Annotated in this window: 16 protein-coding genes, 1 pseudogene and 1 CRISPR repeat array (1 of these 18 cut by a window edge); of the genes and pseudogenes, 11 read left to right on the forward strand and 6 right to left on the reverse strand. The window is 45.2% G+C overall.

Annotated features, from left to right (window positions below; all coding sequences use genetic code 11):
* A CRISPR array of direct repeats spans positions 1-2,970; the repeat unit is 37 nt; unit sequence GCCGGAAAATACCTAAAACCCTATCAGGGATTGAAAC (it extends 1,001 nt beyond the left edge of the window).
* 634 nt (positions 2,971-3,604) lie between these two features.
* A complete protein-coding gene (locus tag D0A37_RS22660; RefSeq protein WP_242717747.1) occupies positions 3,605-4,216 on the reverse strand; it encodes a thylakoid membrane photosystem I accumulation factor in 612 nt (203 codons plus the stop codon).
* 319 nt (positions 4,217-4,535) lie between these two features.
* Between D0A37_RS22660 and D0A37_RS22665 the strand changes: the two genes are divergently transcribed.
* Positions 4,536-5,438 (forward strand): undecaprenyl-diphosphate phosphatase, encoded by a 903-nt coding sequence (locus D0A37_RS22665; protein ID WP_242717749.1) that lies wholly within the window; start codon positions 4,536-4,538, stop codon positions 5,436-5,438.
* A gap of 95 nt (positions 5,439-5,533) precedes the next feature.
* The gene (locus D0A37_RS22670; protein WP_242717751.1) at positions 5,534-5,698 is read left to right on the forward strand and encodes a hypothetical protein; all 165 of its coding nucleotides are present in this window, start codon (positions 5,534-5,536) and stop codon (positions 5,696-5,698) included.
* 184 nt (positions 5,699-5,882) lie between these two features.
* On the opposite strand, the gene D0A37_RS22675 is transcribed toward D0A37_RS22670, so the two are convergent.
* Together D0A37_RS22675 and D0A37_RS22680 are read right to left on the reverse strand one after the other, a co-directional pair.
* Positions 5,883-6,359 (reverse strand): tetratricopeptide repeat protein, encoded by a 477-nt coding sequence (locus D0A37_RS22675; RefSeq protein ID WP_242725708.1) that lies wholly within the window; start codon positions 6,357-6,359, stop codon positions 5,883-5,885.
* A gap of 42 nt (positions 6,360-6,401) precedes the next feature.
* Positions 6,402-7,100 carry a tetratricopeptide repeat protein gene (locus tag D0A37_RS22680; protein WP_242717753.1) on the reverse strand — a complete coding sequence of 233 codons (699 nt, stop codon included), beginning with the start codon at positions 7,098-7,100 and terminating at the stop codon, positions 6,402-6,404.
* A gap of 119 nt (positions 7,101-7,219) precedes the next feature.
* On the opposite strand from D0A37_RS22680, the gene D0A37_RS22685 reads away from it, so the two are divergent.
* From D0A37_RS22685 to psbM, 4 genes are all read left to right on the forward strand, one after another.
* Entirely contained in the window at positions 7,220-8,605 is a 1,386-nt protein-coding gene (locus D0A37_RS22685; protein ID WP_242717755.1) for a TIGR03279 family radical SAM protein, read from the forward strand.
* Between the two features lie 140 nt (positions 8,606-8,745).
* On the forward strand, positions 8,746-10,656 hold the full coding sequence (locus D0A37_RS22690) for a TolC family protein (RefSeq protein WP_242717757.1): 1,911 nt from the start codon (positions 8,746-8,748) through the stop codon (positions 10,654-10,656).
* Between the two features lie 118 nt (positions 10,657-10,774).
* Positions 10,775-11,071: a 2Fe-2S iron-sulfur cluster-binding protein gene (locus D0A37_RS22695; protein ID WP_242717759.1), complete on the forward strand. Its 297-nt coding sequence runs from the start codon at positions 10,775-10,777 to the stop codon at positions 11,069-11,071.
* Between the two features lie 299 nt (positions 11,072-11,370).
* A complete protein-coding gene (psbM, locus tag D0A37_RS22700) occupies positions 11,371-11,484 on the forward strand; it encodes a photosystem II reaction center protein PsbM (RefSeq protein WP_006631488.1) in 114 nt (37 codons plus the stop codon).
* Positions 11,485-11,688: 204 nt separating this feature from the next.
* On the opposite strand, the gene D0A37_RS22705 is transcribed toward psbM, so the two are convergent.
* Positions 11,689-12,540, reverse strand: a complete 852-nt coding sequence (locus D0A37_RS22705) for a universal stress protein (RefSeq protein WP_242717761.1) — start codon at positions 12,538-12,540, stop codon at positions 11,689-11,691.
* A 141-nt stretch (positions 12,541-12,681) separates the two neighbouring features.
* On the opposite strand from D0A37_RS22705, the gene D0A37_RS22710 reads away from it, so the two are divergent.
* The 3 genes from D0A37_RS22710 (at position 12,682) to D0A37_RS22720 (ending at position 16,049) form a co-directional block, all read left to right on the forward strand.
* On the forward strand, positions 12,682-13,176 hold the full coding sequence (locus tag D0A37_RS22710; protein ID WP_242717763.1) for an acyl-CoA thioesterase: 495 nt from the start codon (positions 12,682-12,684) through the stop codon (positions 13,174-13,176).
* 178 nt (positions 13,177-13,354) lie between these two features.
* Positions 13,355-14,503 carry a hydroxymethylglutaryl-CoA lyase-like TIM-barrel protein gene (locus D0A37_RS22715; RefSeq protein WP_242717765.1) on the forward strand — a complete coding sequence of 383 codons (1,149 nt, stop codon included), beginning with the start codon at positions 13,355-13,357 and terminating at the stop codon, positions 14,501-14,503.
* Between the two features lie 82 nt (positions 14,504-14,585).
* The gene (locus D0A37_RS22720; RefSeq protein WP_242717767.1) at positions 14,586-16,049 is read left to right on the forward strand and encodes an MFS transporter; all 1,464 of its coding nucleotides are present in this window, start codon (positions 14,586-14,588) and stop codon (positions 16,047-16,049) included.
* A gap of 39 nt (positions 16,050-16,088) precedes the next feature.
* Here D0A37_RS22720 and D0A37_RS22725 read toward each other — a convergent pair.
* Positions 16,089-16,532 (reverse strand): annotated as a pseudogene (locus D0A37_RS22725) (SufE family protein).
* Between D0A37_RS22725 and D0A37_RS22730 the strand changes: the two are divergent.
* The gene (locus D0A37_RS22730) at positions 16,508-16,873 is read left to right on the forward strand and encodes an iron chelate uptake ABC transporter family permease subunit (protein WP_242717769.1); all 366 of its coding nucleotides are present in this window, start codon (positions 16,508-16,510) and stop codon (positions 16,871-16,873) included. The pseudogene D0A37_RS22725 and the gene D0A37_RS22730 overlap by 25 nt on opposite strands.
* A gap of 186 nt (positions 16,874-17,059) precedes the next feature.
* Here D0A37_RS22730 and D0A37_RS22735 read toward each other — a convergent pair whose 3' ends face one another.
* The gene (locus tag D0A37_RS22735; RefSeq protein ID WP_242717771.1) at positions 17,060-17,272 is read right to left on the reverse strand and encodes a hypothetical protein; all 213 of its coding nucleotides are present in this window, start codon (positions 17,270-17,272) and stop codon (positions 17,060-17,062) included.
* A 51-nt stretch (positions 17,273-17,323) separates the two neighbouring features.
* On the opposite strand from D0A37_RS22735, the gene D0A37_RS22740 reads away from it, so the two are divergent.
* Positions 17,324-18,262, forward strand: a complete 939-nt coding sequence (locus tag D0A37_RS22740; protein WP_242717773.1) for a coiled-coil domain-containing protein — start codon at positions 17,324-17,326, stop codon at positions 18,260-18,262.
* Positions 18,263-18,321 lie beyond the last annotated feature (59 nt).

Raw genomic sequence — 18,321 nt, forward strand, 5'->3', positions numbered from 1 at the left:
TCGATTTATTGGGCTTGGCACTGGCGATCGAAGGCCGGAAAATACCTAAAACCCTATCAGGGATTGAAACGTACCGGTGGTTTCTTCTCCCGTGTTTGTCGGCTGCGCCAGGCCGGAAAATACCTAAAACCCTATCAGGGATTGAAACTTTTTCTGTTAATGGTGACGCCATTATTTGACTGCCGGAAAATACCTAAAACCCTATCAGGGATTGAAACTGAGGTAGGGGCTGCCAACTATGGGGCGATTCTCCGCCGGAAAATACCTAAAACCCTATCAGGGATTGAAACGAGCAAGTACACCCTACCAGGGATTGAAGCTAACAGCCGGAAAATACCTAAAACCCTATCAGGGATTGAAACCTGTGTCTCACTCACCTTACCACGCAGCCTATGCAGGCTTAGAGAGCCGGAAAATACCTAAAACCCTATCAGGGATTGAAACCTGTGTCTCACTGGGAATCCGTACTTGTTGGTCGTGCCGGAAAATACCTAAAACCCTATCAGGGATTGAAACATGATGTTGTTGGGAAAAGAAACGCTCCTGAACGGCCGGAAAATACCTAAAACCCTATCAGGGATTGAAACATCACTCAGCTAATCCGCGCTCGCCAGGAGGTGGCCGGAAAATACCTAAAACCCTATCAGGGATTGAAACCCACTTAACGGGATCGACTCATTTTCGATTGAGCCGGAAAATACCTAAAACCCTATCAGGGATTGAAACGGTCTAGTCCAAACTTCTGGCTGTCAAGGGTATTTGCCGGAAAATACCTAAAACCCTATCAGGGATTGAAACTAATTAACTCACCTTTGTACAACGGAACATCAGGCCGGAAAATACCTAAAACCCTATCAGGGATTGAAACATTAATAAAGCATTAATGAAAATTGAATTTCTGCCCATGCCGGAAAATACCTAAAACCCTATCAGGGATTGAAACTCAACCGACACTCACGGTCGATCGCTCACAAGCGGCCGGAAAATACCTAAAACCCTATCAGGGATTGAAACGGAGGGCAAAACTGGGTATAGGCAATGCTGGCCGCTGCCGGAAAATACCTAAAACCCTATCAGGGATTGAAACTGGGCTGGAAGCTGGAACCCACTATCAAGTTGGGCCGGAAAATACCTAAAACCCTATCAGGGATTGAAACTAGAGTCCAAGCGGAAATGCTTGATTGGCTTAAGCCGGAAAATACCTAAAACCCTATCAGGGATTGAAACGTGACCTGTAACTTGGACACCTTCTAAAGATTTAGTGCCGGAAAATACCTAAAACCCTATCAGGGATTGAAACAGGTGCGACTTACTTTCCGAAACTGCCTATCTACCGCCGGAAAATACCTAAAACCCTATCAGGGATTGAAACTTGTAAATACGACGAAGCAGAAGAAGCTTGGGGCAGGCCGGAAAATACCTAAAACCCTATCAGGGATTGAAACTTTGGTGGAGGTGCGCTCGCCTTGGGGGGAATTGCCGGAAAATACCTAAAACCCTATCAGGGATTGAAACTGTAGCACCACAGGGCATTTTAATTTTTTAGGCGGTCGTGAGCCGGAAAATACCTAAAACCCTATCAGGGATTGAAACCCGGTGCCGCTGGTGTCAACAATGAATTTATGTTGCCGGAAAATACCTAAAACCCTATCAGGGATTGAAACTCTTCCGTTTTCCTGTGGGTAGGACTGCCACATAGCCGGAAAATACCTAAAACCCTATCAGGGATTGAAACATGACTACTTTAGAGCCTGCCGTTGTCCCTGTTAAGGCCGGAAAATACCTAAAACCCTATCAGGGATTGAAACTAAATGCTTCGGCTGTGGCGTTGGCGGCGGGCCGGGCCGGAAAATACCTAAAACCCTATCAGGGATTGAAACTATAAACCTAGAAGTAAAACTTAGGAGGAGGCATGGCAAGCCGGAAAATACCTAAAACCCTATCAGGGATTGAAACCGGATTCTCGCATCAATCCACAGGCTATCTGTGTGAATTCTGGCCGGAAAATACCTAAAACCCTATCAGGGATTGAAACACCAAGTATGGAACCGAGGAACAAAAAAGATCTTGCCGGAAAATACCTAAAACCCTATCAGGGATTGAAACCAAAAAGTTCAGGGGCTAGTCCGACACCGGGAGCCAGCCGGAAAATACCTAAAACCCTATCAGGGATTGAAACAGTCGCGCAAAAATTTTAGCACCTTCAACAGGATGCCGGAAAATACCTAAAACCCTATCAGGGATTGAAACTTCAGGATCGAATGGGACTAAGAGGCCCATATAGAAGCCGGAAAATACCTAAAACCCTATCAGGGATTGAAACTAAATGCGACTTCTGCCGGAGTATCACCGCTGGCAGGCCGGAAAATACCTAAAACCCTATCAGGGATTGAAACATTTGTGTTTCCGTAGCCATAGCCATACCCATCACGCCGGAAAATACCTAAAACCCTATCAGGGATTGAAACGGGCATTCCTGACTATTACGGCTCACAAAACCTAGCCGGAAAATACCTAAAACCCTATCAGGGATTGAAACGCCTCGGTGTTTGGCTCGGCTTCAGGGTCTGCCCGCCGGAAAATACCTAAAACCCTATCAGGGATTGAAACTCCCGCCCAATTCCACAATTTCTGCCCGCCTGACACCGCCGGAAAATACCTAAAACCCTATCAGGGATTGAAACTACAAAAAATTACTTGAGAGGAAATCGAAACCAGCCGGAAAATACCTAAAACCCTATCAGGGATTGAAACTCGGTTTGTCGCTCCGGCAGCGGCGCCAGTTCGCGCCGGAAAATACCTAAAACCCTATCAGGGATTGAAACTCGAGTGGCGATACTGTTTCTGATGTCTTGAATCAAGCCGGAAAATACCTAAAACCCTATCAGGGATTGAAACCCTTGGCTGTGTGGTTGGCTTTGATGAGCAATAAGGCCGGAAAATACCTAAAACCCTATCAGGGATTGAAACAAGTGCGATCGACCTCGGCAAGGATAGCGGAATAGAGCCGGAAAATACCTATTTTCCCATCTAGGGCTTGAAACAGCAGCGGGATGGGAAGATCAACGATCGCACTCATAAACCCGGTTTTTTTGCTACCATACTTCCGAGCCCGCACAAACGGCAAAAAACCCGCCTTCTTTGATTTTGATGCCTATTCCTCTTAATATCCTCAAAACTCAGCCGCAATTAACCCAAAACCCTATCAGGGATTTTTTGTCACCCGATCAATATCCAACTTTTATCAATACTTGGCCCACTTCATTTTTATTTCTCTTTATCTCGTACTGTTCCATACTTGGCGGCGCCGCTTTTTTCAGCTTTAATATTGTTCCCGATCCAGCCGGAAACGATATGAATTGGTTTGATAGCTATTCGAGACCTGACTTGTTCAAGAAGTCGGGCCTCGCCAGTATATCGTTTGTGGAAGTTAGCTTATATCCTTTCCAGTTGCATCGGAATGATAAAATCGAGTCAACAGTTAACACTCACCCACTCAGTTTTTATACCCCGAGTCAATAGTCAACAGCGTTGCGCTGAGCCAAGTCGAAGGGTCAACAATAATTACGCTGCAACCGGAACGGATATTACTTATTGCAACATTTTACTTCGATAATTCGACATTAAGTTCGTTCACAACGCGGCGTTTTAGCGGGAGGGATTTTTCACGGGGCAGCAAATCAAATACTTTCCGAAAAGCATCATCAACCTGTTCAAAGGGTATTTGTCCTTTCTCGTTAAAAACTACTTTTCCCGATTGGTCGAGGATGAGAGTTTGAGGTACAAAACCTTCGTAATAATGGCTCGGTTCTGTGAGTTCCGGTGACGGTTGCGGAGGCAAAGAGTCAACACTTATCGGCATAAAATCGGCTTCGCGGCCGTAAAATTCCTGGAGTTGAGAGACGACGATCGCGTATTGCTTGGAGTCGCTGCTGTCGTCTGTGTAAAACACTAATAATACGGGTTTATGGCGTTTGAAAGAATCTACAAGCTTGACTTTAGGAGGAACTAGGGAACCGTTGCCGGCGTAGAGGGCAAAGATTGTACCGTCAAAGCGATCGTCGGTGAGAGTTGCTAAGGCTGGTGGCGTGCCGGTTAGCAGTATCAAGCTAAGTGCGATCGCGACTGTTAAAAGACTCGCTGACAAGATTCGCCGCAGCAAGCCTAGGCCAGTAGCAGGAGTAACAATTGAATTTTTGTTCTCAGGAAATATCATAGGGTGTTGGCACTTGCTGTAAGGAAATCGAAATCAGATGCAAAAACTTTCCTAAGTTTATCAGCAAAATGTAGGCAAATGTTGGTGAGTAGGTTAAAGTAGTTTCGGCTCGACTATCATAAATTGCTGATAGTGGCGATCTACAAGGCGATTATACTGACCGAAGAGCACTATTTGCGATCGGCTTTTCAGGGCCGGGCTCGAAGTGTCCGCGCCCCAATAAAATTTATTTGTGGGATGGACTTCAAGCTTCCCAGAAAGGTGCAAAATCTTAAATCCAATTGATAACTAGAAACTGACAACTAGGAATTTACAACTAATGATAGCTTTGCTTGACGCACTCCTCGCCCAAACGCCCGCTGCTGATGTTTCCGGGCCCGCTCAAATCAATCTGGTGCAGGCCTTTATTTTAGGAATTGTACAAGGATTAACCGAGTTTTTGCCCATCAGCAGCACCGCTCATTTAAAGGTAGTGCCGATCGCCCTAGGATGGGGCGATCCGGGGGTTGCTTATACTGCTGTAATTCAGTTGGGCAGCATTGTGGCAGTGCTTTGGTATTTCTGGAAAGACTTGACAACTATAACTTTAGGTGCTGTAGATGCCGTGGTGCGGCGCGACTTCAAATCGCAAGAATTTCAAATGGCGGTGGGACTGGTTTTGGGAACAATACCTATACTCTTTTTTGGGCTGCTAATCAAGGCATTGGTTCCAGATTTTGACAACTCGCCACTGAGAAGTTTGGCCAGCATCGCCATTGCTTCGATATTCATGTCGCTACTTTTAGCAACAGCCGAAAAAATTGGCAAGCGCAATCGCACTTATGAAAAGTTAACTGTTCAAGACGGTATTTTGATGGGATTAGCTCAAGCAATAGCCTTGATTCCGGGGTGTTCGCGATCGGGTTCCACTCTCACAGCAGGATTGTTCATGGGATTGGAAAGAGCCGCCGCCGCGCGGTTTTCTTTTTTATTGGGAATTCCGGCAATTACTCTGGCTGGATTAGTAGAATTAAAGGGTGCTGTGGGAGAAGGAATCAGCGATGCTGGAGTTGCAGCTTTGATAGTGGGGACGATTTCGGCATTTGTATTTTCTTATTTGTCGATCGCGTGGCTGATCAAGTTTCTGCAAACTCAAAACACCTGGGTGTTTGTGTGGTATCGGCTAGCTTTTGGCGTGGCCATTTTAACCGCGATCGCAGGTGGGGCCGTGAACAATATTTAAAAGATAAATCCGATAGCAGTAGGAGCCACTTATGTCGCTCCTACTGCTATCGGTAGAATTAAGAAATAGAATGCCCCCTTACAAAATTATTACCAATGAAAGAAAGTGGGAAACCTCAACAGCAAGAGAATCTAGAGAATCTGTTGATGCAGTTAAAAATAAATTTAGATCAGGACGATTTAGATAAAATGTGCGCCCGTGCCGTTAAGGAGAAAGGCGAAAGATTTGTCTCCCCCCTTTTTTTCTTGAATGTGAGTTGACCACTTTTCTTTTATTTACACAAATCATTCATAGGTGGTAGAGTAACGAAAGATATAAAAAAATAAATTATCGGATTCTGATAATGTTTAATTAGATCCTCGACTTCTTTAAGAAGTCGGGGATCAGCGTCTTCTATTTTTTAGCGATTAGTAGTGCGATCGACCTTTGGGGAGTTTTTGCAGTTTATCGAAGTCTCCTAACATTGTTAAGGGCTTTTTGATAGTTATTTTTATCTCCTTGCTTCTGAAATAAGTCTGCTGCTTTCTGAAAATCTTGAATTGCACCCTGCTTGTTTCCTAATTCAGAGCGGGCAAATCCCCGGTTGCCGTAGGCTTCGGCATAGTTAGGATTAATTCGTAAAGCTTGGTTGTAATCGGCTACAGCACCCTGGTTGTCTCCTAAGTCAGAGCAGACAACTCCCCGGTTTAAGTAAGGTTTAGCAAAGTTAGGATTAATTCGTAAAGCTTGGTTATAATCCGCTAAAGCACCCTTGTTGTCTCCTAAACGATAGCGGGCAAGCCCCCGGTTGTTGTAGGCTTCGGCAAAGTTAGGATTAATTCGTAAAGCTTGGTTATAATCCGCTAAAGCACCCTTGTTGTCTCCTAAACGATAGCGGGCAAGCCCCCGGTTGTTGTAGGCTTCGGCAAAGTTAGGATTAATTCGTAAAGCTTGGTTATAATCCGCTACAGCCCCCTTGCTGTCTCATAATTCAGATCGCAGCATTCCCCGGTTGTTGTAGGCTTTGGCATAGTTAGGATTAATTGGTAAAGCTTGGTTGTAATCGGCTACAGCACCCTGGTTGTCTCCTAATTCAGAGCGGGAAATTCCTCGGTTGTAGTAGGCTTTGGCATAGTTAGGATTAATTCGTAAAGCTTGGTTGTAATCGGCTACAGCACTCTGCTTGTCTCCTAATTTAGAGCGGCAAATTCCCCGGCTGTGGTAGGCTTTGGCATAGTTAGGATTAAGCTTAATTGCTTGAGTGTAAGCGGCTATAGCGCTTTGACAATCTCCTTTTTGATACTTATCCTCACCCCGAATAAAGAAATCCTCAGCTTTCGTTCCTGCCGCCAAATCTGAGTTGGCAATCTTAGCAACGCTGTACTTTTGAATGTTGGTAAATTCTACAACTGTTAAGTCAACTTCTGGCAGTTTTTTTAAGGTAGCGTCAGCGTCACTCCCCTGCATCAAAGTGAATAGCAAAGTCCTATTCGTACAAGTATCATCTTGATTAACAGCAGCGCACATCACGGGTTCTGCATTCATAATCCCAGTGTTAATATATTTGAGAGTGCCGTTGTTAAAAAAGCTATCATTTGCCGCACGGCTGGGTTGACAAAAAACTACACTTGTGGTACAAGCAACTAACCCGGTTAGGAGTCCTGTCAAGATTTTGAATTTCATAAATTAAAGATTTTTGCTTTATTCTGTCACAGCTCAAATAAATTCACAACCCAGAACAAACCCTGATTCTAAAGGCGATCGCCTTTAGCAAACTTCAACAAATAACCGATAATATAACCATGAGCGACTTATCAATCCGGCCAGCCCTAATCACCAAAGTTATCCCCGAAAGCATCTGCGCCGAAATGGGATTTGAACCCGGAGACTCAATCGTCGCCGTCAACGGTCAAAAACCCCGCGATTTAATTGACTATCAATTTCTGTGCGCCGATGAATTTCTCGAATTAGAAGTATTAGACACTAAAGGCAAAACCCACAAGTTAGAAATAGAAAAAGATTACGACGAAGACTTGGGAGTTGAATTTGAAACCGCTCTTTTTGATGGACTAATTCAGTGCAACAACCGCTGCCCTTTTTGCTTTATCGACCAACAACCACCGGGCAAGCGCGAAACTCTCTATCTCAAAGATGATGACTACCGCCTCAGCTTTCTTTATGGTAGCTATCTCACTCTCACAAATCTGACTCAAAAAGAGTGGGACAGAATCGAACAAATGCGGCTTTCTCCTCTCTATGTTTCCGTACACGCTACCGAACCGGAAGTACGAATTAGGCTGTTAAAAAATCTCCGGGCTGGCAAGATTTTAGAGCAAATCAAATGGTTTCAAGAACGCCGCTTGCAAATTCACGCTCAAGTAGTTGTTTGTCCCGGTATTAATGACGGCGAACATTTAGAACGCACTTTGTTAGATTTGGCCAAGTTTCATACAGGAAGTATTCCCGCTGTAGCATCGGTGGCTGTAGTGCCGGTGGGTTTAACTCGCTTTCGCCCTGCCGAAGATGAACTAATCGCAGTAACTGCGGAAAAAGCGCGAGAAGTAATCGAACAAGTGCAGAAAATTCAAGTGCTTTTGAGTCAAGGAAAAGGTGGCAAAAAGGCGAAAAAGCAGCATTCAAAATCGCGCTGTATTTGGCTGGCTGACGAGTGGTTTTTAATAGCGGGTTTAGATTTGCCGTCGGCTGCTGATTACGAAGATTATCCCCAAATTGGTAACGGTGTGGGTTCGATTCGCCAGTTTATCCAGCAGTTTGAAACGGCTTTTGAGAAGCTGCAACCGATGCAAGTCGAGCCGGCGCGCAAGCTAGTTTGGGTGGTGGGGAATGCTGTCGAAAAAGCTTTTGAGCCGATCGTACAACAACTCAACCAAATTCCCGGCTTGTCCGTCAACATGGCAGCTTTGTGCAGCCACTACTGGGGACAAACTATCACTGTTACGGGTTTGCTCACCGGGCAAGATTTACTCGAAGCTTTGCAGGGGCGAGACTTGGGAGAGGGTATCCTGTTGCCGTCGGTGATGCTAAAACAGGGGGAACCGCGTTTTCTAGACGACATGACCCTCGAACAGCTAGCCAGCTCCCTAAAAACCCGGATTTTGCCCGTGAGCGGAGTAGAGGAACTAATCTCGGCGGCGATCGGTCTGGCAACTGCTGAGGTTGAATTCTAAATTTTGAATCGAACATTCAAAAGTTAACATGAGTAGGGTAATTCTGACTTGTAACTGGAGAGTTCAGGCTACAAACTAGAAACTTGAAGCCAACTCTTGCTCTAAAATTGTCTCTAGAATTGCAGACTAATTAAAAAATTATGCGTGTTTTTCGTCAAATCGTGGTAGTCGGAGTGGGCGCTGCAATTACTTTCAGCAACGCCGCACAGAGTGCTTCAGCACAGCCTCCGGCTCAATCTCAGGACAGTTCCGCCCTTAGCAATCAGCTCGAAGTAGGGCAGAATATTCGATCGACCTCGAACACAGCACCAGAATCAGCATCCGATCCCGAACAGTCGATCGCCCTTAACCCTCAAACCTCCAAGTCTCAGCAGCCAGGGGGAGCAAACATCGCATCAACTTCCTCAACCGGGCCCGAGCAAGCATCAAAGCCTCAACAGGCTGCTCCGGCTGCCCCATTAACTCTGTCTCAGGGCGGTTCAACGCCTCTTAAAGGGTTGGAACCGACACAGGTTCAGCAGCCTTCTCCCACCCCTCCCAACAATGTTCCGGTGCCCAGTGCCCCGGTGCCCAGTTCCCCAGTTCCCATCCTCCGGGGCACTCCGAACGAAAGTTTCCCCGCTGTGCCGCCGAAGGGCATTTTAAACACCAACCCTCCGGCTTCCCTGGAACCCAACCCGAATCCGCTGCTGTTTCCGACAAACCCCGAGGATGTCAGGATCGAGCAAACTGAGTCAATTACCTTGCAGCAGGCGATCGACCTCGCGCGGCGCAACAGCCAAGTTTTGCAAATCGCCGGACAGCAAGTGGAACAAAGCAGAGCAGCTTTGCGCGAACAGCAAGCTGCTCTTTATCCAGACCTAAATTTTCAAATGGACGCCAGCCGATCTGTGACTGCCGGCGGAGAACTCGGAATTCGGGCTACGCAGCGCCGTATCAACGCTGTGGCTAACCGAACCGGGCAGCCCGCAGAGCAAGCCGGCACAAATTTCGGCAACAACAGTCTCAACAGCACTTTGCAGTTGAGCTATGATGTCGATTTGTTCGGAAGACGGCGCGCTACCATCCGCGCGGCAGAGGAACAGTTGCGCCTTCGGGAACTGGATGTGGAACGCCAAGCCGAGGAACTGCGCTTCGACACTGCTGAGGCTTACTACACCTTGCAAAACGCGGACGGACAAGTTGCCATCCGCCAAGCTTCGGTGAGAAATGCCGAGCAAAGTTTGCGGGATGCCGAAGCTTTGGAACGGGCAGGGGTGGGAACCCGGTTTGCTGTGTTGCAGGCTCAGGCAAATTTGGCTAACGAACAGCAACAACTGTCAGTTGCTCGTCGTGATCAGCGAGTTGCCCAGCGGCGTCTGGCTGAGATTTTGAATATCAGCCAGTCGGCGAACTTGACAGCGGCTGACCCGGTAGAGCAAGCAGGCTTTTGGAGGCTGTCTTTGGAAGACAGTATCGTGCAGGCTTTTAGGAATCGCCCCGAGTTGGAACAGCAGTTGGTGCAGAGAGATATCAGCAAGCAGCAGAGGCGAGCGATTCAGGCAGGGCGTTTGCCTCAAGTGAGTGTGGGGGGTAGTTACAACGTACTGGGACAAGACCCTGATAACCCCGATCCGTATGCTGTTCGTGGCTGGGCCGATGGTTATTCGATCCGGGCGAGTCTGACTTGGAGTATCTTCGATGGGGGCGCGGCGAACGCCCGGGTGAGACAGCGGGATGCTGATATTGCGATCGCCGAAACTCGATTCGACCAACTCCGCAATCAGGTTCGCCGCGAAGTGGAACAAGCTTATTTTGGCTTAGAGTCGAGCTTTGAGAATATCGAAACTTCTGAGGCGGGAGTTTTGCAGTCGAGGGAAGCTCTGCGTCTGGCGAGACTGCGGTTTCAAGCTGGTGTGGGTACTCAGACGGATGTGATTCAGGCGGAAACTGATTTGACTAGGGCTGAGAGAAACCGATTGTCGGCAATTATCACCTACAACCTGGGGCTGTCGTCTCTTCAGCGGGCTGTGACCAATCTGCCCACTAATAACCTCTCAGACGCTCCTTGAGATTCAGTTGGGGCGAGCTTTAATTACCAGATCAATGGGACATCCTGTATTAAACGTCCGACACATTAGTTAATATTTGGTAATAGAGTTCCATGTCAACTGCGTTAAGGGATCGGCAATGGCCAATATCAAGTTTGTGAAGGAAAATCAGGAAGTCATCGCAGCAGACGGAGCGAATTTGAGGCTCAAAGCTCTAGAAAACCGCATCGATTTGTACACGTTTTCGGGAAAAATGATGAATTGCGGGGGCATCGGTCAATGCGGCACCTGCATTGTGGAAATTGTCGAGGGCAGTGAAAATCTGTCGCCCCGCACTGACTTTGAAAACCGCAAGCTCAAGAAAAAGCCCGAAAACTATCGGTTGGCTTGTCAAGCTATGGTCAACGGCGCGGTGAGTGTGAAGACTAAGCCGTGACTTTCAGAAGGCAGAAGGCTAGAGATGCTAGAGATGCAGAAGGAAAGAAAAATTCAGAATCCAAGAATTTTGTTTTTTTTTCCTATTTAACTGTATAATAATCATCTCTTTTCCTCACCTCGGAAAAGCAACTTAGTTTCTACAAAAAATAAAAGGTTGGTCTGCGAGCCATCCACGCAGAACCTGGGTTTCGACGCTTGTCCGTAAGCCATTCTTCTGTCTTCGAGTTTGCCTTTTGCCTTTGAGTGATATCCTAGTTGTGTGTATTTTCCTATTTTCCGATAGAGGCGAGCGTCTTCATGGAAGTTAACGATTTAGGGTTTGTGGCAACCATTCTGTTTGTATTGGTTCCCAGTGTTTTTCTAATCATTCTGTACATTCAAACGGCTAGCCGTCAAAGCAGAAAAGATTAGCAACTGCTGCTGTTTCTGTCTGGTGCAAGCGGCTTGCAAAAAAAAGCGCCAACAGCTTTTTGCTGAGGCGCTTTTTTTGTTAAATATTCTGTGTTGGCTGCTATAGCAGAAGGAAGAAGTAAGAAGCAAGAATAGCTCATGTTTGAGCAATTAAGAACGTCCTAATTCTGGGGGGCGGTTGCTATAACTGTTAACGTTGAGAGTCTAGCCGACTGTGCGGGCTAGCAAGACGGGACAGTTGGCGTAGACTCGCACGTAATCTGATAGCGAATTTCCTAGGAGTCGATCGATATCCACAAAGTTTTTGGCAACGCTGGGTCGCCGATCCGGGGAACCGAGCACCAACAAGTCGGCATTCATATCGTCTGCAATCCGACAAATTTCTTCCCCTGGCTTGCCTGTAGCACTCACGCAGCGGTAGTGAACTCCCATTTGTTTCGCTAGTGCTACTGCCGGAGCTAATACGGGGTCTTTGTCAGCACTTGCTGTTAAATCTGCGGTGGATTTTCCAGTCAAATCTTTGGTGACGTGTACTAAAATTATCTCTCCGCCACTGACTTCTTTGACCAAAGATAGCGCAAGCTGGAATGACTGTTTGGCGGATTCCGATTTATCGACGGCCACCATAACGCGCTTGATTTTTTTGACGTAGATGTCGTCTTTTACTAACAGCATCGGTCGGGATGTTAGCTGGAACACGTACTGACTGACTGAGTTTTCAAAAATCGATTGCAGCCGTCCGAGTCCCCGGGAACCCATAATTACTAAGTCGGATTGTTCTTCTTCTGCGACTTGGCAAACTGTTGTTTTCGGGTCTCCCTGTTTGAGCCGGGGATTGACTTTGCTGGGATCTATTTTCAAAGACTGGACTGCTTGTGCTAATATCTTGCCTCCTTCTTCCAACTTGGCTGCCATGCCCTCGGATGTTACTTGTGGCGGCACGACGTGCAAGACGGTGACAGAGGCTTTTTGCAAGGAAGGGATGTCCATCAACATATTAAACATCTCTTCGCACAAGCCGCGACCGGCTACGGCTACTAAAATTTTTTCTATCATGGTTTTGGCGGTAAAAACAGTTGAGTTTTCTTGTGCGAGGTTAAACTAGGGCGTTGGTACTCTAGTTTCTTACTGTCAAGCATAAGCCTGAAGTTTGTCTTATGATTTGTAGAAATGTAGCGTTTTGGAACGATTTGTAAAGTGTTAGAGAACGATCGAACTCAACCAGAACTCGCACCGGCTGGTGCTATTCAAAACCGGGGCGGGATGGACTCTGAGGGCTGGTTTGAATATTTGGTGCGAGTGTACCCTCACCATACCGACTACAGCGGTGTGGTTTGGCACGGGACTTATCTGGCTTGGATGGAGGAAGCTAGGGTGGAAAGTTTGCGCTCTCTTGGCATCGAGTATGCAGACTGGGTGGCGCAGGGTTTGGAATTGCCCGTGGTGGAACTTTCGCTGCGCTACCACCGCTCTGTACAAATGGGTCAATCTGTGGCAGTCAGAACGCGGATAGGTGCTAGGGAGGGTGTGCGGCTGCTTTGGGATTACGAAATTCGATCGGCTGATACTCAGGAGTTATATGTGACAGCACAGGTAACTTTGGTTGGTGTCGATCGTGACAAAGGTAAGATTATGCGTCAATTACCCCCAACAGTGCAGGCAGCTTTGGCAAAGTTGGCGGTCAACCCTTAGACTTATCTATTAGATCTCCCCAATAACTTTTGTGGAGCAGGCATCCTAGCGGCTTTTGACTGTATTTTTTGGAGATATCTATTGGGGGTCATGGCTCAAGTTTGTATAAGGTATTGTGCCCTCGGCGATGCCAGCCCCTTTTTCAAGATTTTGTTAGTAGCTAAATTGATCGTAGATTATGATTAAAATTCTTGATTCTACCTTGAGAGAGGGAGAACAAACCCCTGGAGTTTATTTCGCACCTGAAACAAAGTTAAAAATTGCGGAGTTTTTAGACCACATAGGAGTTGATATTATTGAAGCTGGCAATCCTGCTGTAGATAGCGAAATTGCTTTAGCCGTTACCCGCATTGCCAATGCTGGACTAAAAGCAAAAATAGGCGCTCATTCGCTCTGCCGAATAGATGATGTTAAAAAAGCCCTGGATTGTAATGTCAGCTTTTTAGGCGTGTTTTTTAGTGTATCCTCTCAACGATTGCAATGCGACTATAATATCTGTTTAGATGAAGCCATAGATAAAATTGTGGAAGTAATAACTTATGCTAGAGAGCAGAATGATAGTTTATTAATTCGCTATACGCCGGAAGATACAGTTCGCTCTCCTATGAAAAATGTGATTGAGGCGGCTAGTGCAGCAGTGCAGGCTGGAGCTAATATAATCAGCATAGCTGATACCACTGGATATACAACCCCATTTCAACAAAAACGTAGTATTTATTATTTTGTCAAAATCCTGAAGGAGGAACTAGCCAAACGAGAATTATATCCACAAATAGAAGTTCATTGCCACAACGACCGAGGTTTAGCTTTAGCAAATGCCTTGGATGCCTACAGAGCGGGAACAGATATTATTGATGTCAGCGTGATGGGACTAGGGGAAAGAGCTGGTATAGTGGATTTGGCTGAGTTACTAATAAATTTATCCGACCTTATTGAGGAGAAAAACTTTTGGAAACTAGGATATTTGAAAGATTTGTATAATTTGGTAAGCGAGTATTCTCATGTACCTATTTCTCCTCATCACCCTGCCGTGGGTAAAAATGCTTTTACCCATTATGCAGGTGTTCACGTTACGGCAATGGCAAAAGATGAGCGCCTATATCAAAGTTTAAATCCAGAAGTTTTGGGAATTAAAAGTAGTATAGCATTAGGGATGCAATCGGGATTGACTGCTGTAGAATTAGCTCTCAAGCAGATTGGCAGAGAGGAACTGGCTGAAAACAAATATTTAGTAGCTAAGATTCTTAAAGAAATTAAAGAAATTTCTAAAAGAGGAACCCCAATCGATATCGATAAAGAATTTATAGAAATTATTGATAATTGCTAATTTACAGTAGCACCTACCAAGTGAAAAATGCTATATTTTGGATGATTTCAGAATAATACCCACCTCTTTCTAGATAGTAATAATGTCAATAACCCCAACAGAAAACTCTAACGAATTAAGGCAAGAAGAGAAGAAATCATCTGAAAAATGGTGGACTCTAGTTGGTATTGGTATTGGTGTATTCATTTTTGCTTTGGATGTGTATATAGTTAACTTGGCTTTGCCAGTTATGGTTGAATCTCTCCATACCAGTTTTGCCACGATTCAATGGGTAGTTTTAAGTTACTTGCTGGCAATCGCCATATTTGTAATATTGGTATCAAAATTAGGTGATATCTGGAACAAGAAGCGATTGTACATTATTGGCTTAACAATCTTTACGATCAGTTCACTATTGTGTGGAATTGCGCCAAATGTCTGGTTTTTAATAGCGTTTCGAGGATTGCAAGGAGTAGGTGCTGCGTTTTTATCTGGCTTGGGAACTGCGATGATTGTGGAGGCATTTCCAGCGGCAGAGCGGGGAATGGGACTAGGTATTAGAGCGGGAATTTACGGAATGGGGATTACCTTGGGGCCCATGGTAGGAGGACTGCTGATGAGTGTGGGAGGCTGGCCTTTAATTTTCTGGGTGAATGTTCCGATTGGGATTTTTGCCATTTTGATTGTGGCTTGTTTTGTACCGAATTCTGCGATTAGTGGAAACCCAGAAAACTTTGATATCATCGGTACGCTGATATTGACCATCGTCTTAACTTCTTTTATTCTTGGCATTACCCTATTACAGAAGGGTAATTCTCATATTGCCATAAATATGCTGGGTTTTTCAGTCGTCAGCTTGATTGGCTTTTTATGGTTTGAATCCCGAATAGCAGCACCAATGATCGACTTAAAAATATTTCGATCCGTAGAGTTTAGCCTGGGCTTAACGCTACGTTTTATTGCAAATTTCGCGATCGCAGGTGTCATCTTCATCCTTCCTTTTTTCTTCACCTTCCTTGAACACTATTCAACTCAAAAATCTGGTTTTTTAATGGTAGTACCGTCACTTTTGATTGTGACGACTGCGCCTATTTCGGGTATTCTTTCCGACCGTTTTGGCACGCAGCTAATTACTTTAATGGGTCTAGTATTTATGGCAATTGGATGTTTTTTAATCAGCAGATTTGATACTGAATTAACTGTCATCAAGTATATTTTGGGGATTATTCCCTATGGGGTAGGAGTGGCGATGTTCAACTCTCCTAACAATAGCTCTATTATGGGAGCCGCACCAAAAGAGCGATTAGGTATTGCTTCGGGATTGTTGTCATTTTCCCGGATATTAGGGCAGATGCTGGGAGTACCAATAGTAGGTGCTTTGTTCTTCTTTACCACAAATTTTAGCGCTAATTTTGCACCGAATATCGATATTAGCAATGCGCCTGTACAAGCATTACTTTTTGCTACACATACTACTTTTTCGGTGCTTGGGGTTTTATTAATGGTTTCGACAATGTTTGCAACTTTCTTTTGGTGGATAGAGAATAAAAAAGCGGCTCTCCTATAAAAATCATTGGCTGTTGATTTTAGTGAGGATTTTTCATGCTTAATTCAGTTCTGATTGCTCACTTCCCTGGGATTCCAGCGCTTTCTTTTTCATCATTTGAAAAATGTTGTAAAATCCGTTAGCGCGGGAAGGTATCAAACTCACATTCAATCCCGTGTCATGAATAAAATATGGGGTAAGGGTGACAATTTCAGCAGGCGTTAATCCGCTCAAACCTTCCACCAGCAAGCCAACTAATCCTTTAACTAACTGAGCGTCTGAATCGCCTTGATACAAAACTTTTCCGTCTGCAAAATTTGCAGTAATATAAACTTGCGGCACGCAGCCAGAAACTTTGTTTTCCGGCAATTTATCGCTTTCGGGAAATGCTGGGAGTCTCTTGGCATACCACAGCAGTTGTTAGTAGCGCTGTTTCGGATCGGAATGTCGCTGAAAGCGCTGGACGATTTTAGCTAGGGGTGCCGCTAGCGTCGAGCGATAAATTTGCTGCCTTTGGGCGACGATTTAGCTGTTGGTTTGGGGGTTTCGCTGGTGCGATCGCGCTTATTGATTGGGGGGTTGCTACTTTGCTAGCTGCGAGTGCTGTCAGCATCGGCGGATTGATTGGTTTTGTGGGATTGGTTGTGCCTCACGGGGTGCGTTTGTTGGTTGGTAATGATTATCGGTTTGTGTTGCCGCTGAGTGCGATCGGCGGTGCTTGGGTGTTGACTTTTGGTGATTTTTTGGCTCGTTTGGGTGCGGGAGAATTGCCTGTGGGTACGGTTACGGCTTTGTTGGGTTCTCCGCTGTTTATCTGGCTGCTTTATCGGCGTTCTAGTCAGTAGGAAAGAAGGAAGAAGGAAGAGGGAAGAAGGAAAATGAAAAAACTCAAATGTTAGGCTTTTTTTATTTCTTATTTTTCCCCTATTTTGAATTCCCAATTTTTATTTTTCAAGTCTCAATTTTTAAATCTCAATGCTTAAGGCTCAATTCCCAATTACCAAAATAGAATGTCTTTAGAAATTAAAAATTTAACTGGGGGTTACTTGGATTATTTGCTGACTCAGCATATCGAGGTTATTCCTCATATTGTGGATTTGCTGCATTAACCGGACTTGCAGGGTGCGCTGCACCTTACCTGTAAACAAAAGGTATTTGTAAAGAAATATAAATTGTTGACCCAAGTGAACACAGGCTGGCAAGTTGTGATAGCTTTGGGTAAGATAGCGATTTGTAGATGTCAATTTTTTTTGTCATGGTCAAAATAACTCAATTTATATTAATTAGATAAAAAAATGGAAGCATTACTTTTATTAATAGGATTTGGAGGCGGGGCAGTAGTCTGCTGGCTAATTTTGAATAAGCGACATTCACGCAATTTGGTGCGGATGCAGGGTTCGCAGGAGGCTATATCGAATTTGGCTGCTCAATTGGATGCCCGAAATTCGGAATTGCGGCAAAAGGTGCAGAATGAAAATCAGCTAAATTCTGAATTGTCCCAGTTGCAAAGTCGGTTGGAAACTGTGACTCGCGAGCAAGAATTGTTAAAAAATCAAGTGTCGGAAATGGAAGAATTTTTGGCAGGAATTGCCCAAGATCGATCGCAAATTGATGCTCTGATTGCTGATTTGCAGTTTCAGCTAGAAAATGCTCAACAAGCTGAGTCGCAGTTAGCAGAAGTGGCAGAACTTAAAAATCAGTTAGAAGTTGGGGAGCAGGAGCGATCGCACCTTAACGCTCAATTACGGGAAATGCAAGCAGAATTAGAGACGGTTGATGCAGAACGTACTCAATTTCACGCTCTGCTGTCGGAATTTGAGAGTCAGTTGGAAACGGCTAGTCAAAGCAGATTGCAGGTACAGTACCAGTTGTCGGAAATTCAAATTAAGTTCGATCGCTCGATTGAAGAGCGGGAGCAACTTCAGTCTCAACTGTCGGGTTTGCAAACTCAACTGCAATTAGTCGAAGCAGAGCGATCGCAACTGCAATCTCAGTTAGAAACAGCTAACACAGAGCGATCGTATCTTTACTCTCAAATGTCGGAATTTCAAAGTCAAATCCATACAGCTAATCAGGCTCAAAATCAACTGCAATCTCAAGTAGACGAATTAGAAAATCATTTAGAAACCGTCTATCAAGAACGTTTGCAGCTAAATTCGCAGCTAGCCGAATTGCCAACCCAATCCCCAGCGGGCGAGCCAGAATCTCAAGAACCTGAAGTAGAGTCAAATTGACGAGAAATCAAAGATATGACAGACTTCTTCAGTACAAACTTTAAAATAGTTATGCCATC

The organism is Microcoleus vaginatus HSN003 (assembly GCF_022701255.1).
GTDB classification, from domain to species: Bacteria; Cyanobacteriota; Cyanobacteriia; order Cyanobacteriales; family Microcoleaceae; genus Microcoleus; species Microcoleus vaginatus_B.

What these genes read in the sequence shown, in the direction of transcription:
- D0A37_RS22660 (WP_242717747.1), bottom strand. Translation starts at nt 4,216, where the DNA reads ATGATATTTCCTGAGAACAAAAATTCAATTGTTACTCCTGCTACTGGC.
- D0A37_RS22720 (WP_242717767.1), top strand. Translation starts at nt 14,586, where the DNA reads ATGTCAATAACCCCAACAGAAAACTCTAACGAATTAAGGCAAGAAGAG.
- D0A37_RS22715 (WP_242717765.1), top strand. Translation starts at nt 13,355, where the DNA reads ATGATTAAAATTCTTGATTCTACCTTGAGAGAGGGAGAACAAACCCCT.
- D0A37_RS22665 (WP_242717749.1), top strand. Translation starts at nt 4,536, where the DNA reads ATGATAGCTTTGCTTGACGCACTCCTCGCCCAAACGCCCGCTGCTGAT.
- D0A37_RS22680 (WP_242717753.1), bottom strand. Translation starts at nt 7,100, where the DNA reads ATGAAATTCAAAATCTTGACAGGACTCCTAACCGGGTTAGTTGCTTGT.
- D0A37_RS22690 (WP_242717757.1), top strand. Translation starts at nt 8,746, where the DNA reads ATGCGTGTTTTTCGTCAAATCGTGGTAGTCGGAGTGGGCGCTGCAATT.
- D0A37_RS22670 (WP_242717751.1), top strand. Translation starts at nt 5,534, where the DNA reads ATGAAAGAAAGTGGGAAACCTCAACAGCAAGAGAATCTAGAGAATCTG.
- D0A37_RS22685 (WP_242717755.1), top strand. Translation starts at nt 7,220, where the DNA reads ATGAGCGACTTATCAATCCGGCCAGCCCTAATCACCAAAGTTATCCCC.
- psbM (WP_006631488.1), top strand. Translation starts at nt 11,371, where the DNA reads ATGGAAGTTAACGATTTAGGGTTTGTGGCAACCATTCTGTTTGTATTG.
- D0A37_RS22695 (WP_242717759.1), top strand. Translation starts at nt 10,775, where the DNA reads ATGGCCAATATCAAGTTTGTGAAGGAAAATCAGGAAGTCATCGCAGCA.
- D0A37_RS22705 (WP_242717761.1), bottom strand. Translation starts at nt 12,540, where the DNA reads ATGATAGAAAAAATTTTAGTAGCCGTAGCCGGTCGCGGCTTGTGCGAA.
- D0A37_RS22740 (WP_242717773.1), top strand. Translation starts at nt 17,324, where the DNA reads ATGGAAGCATTACTTTTATTAATAGGATTTGGAGGCGGGGCAGTAGTC.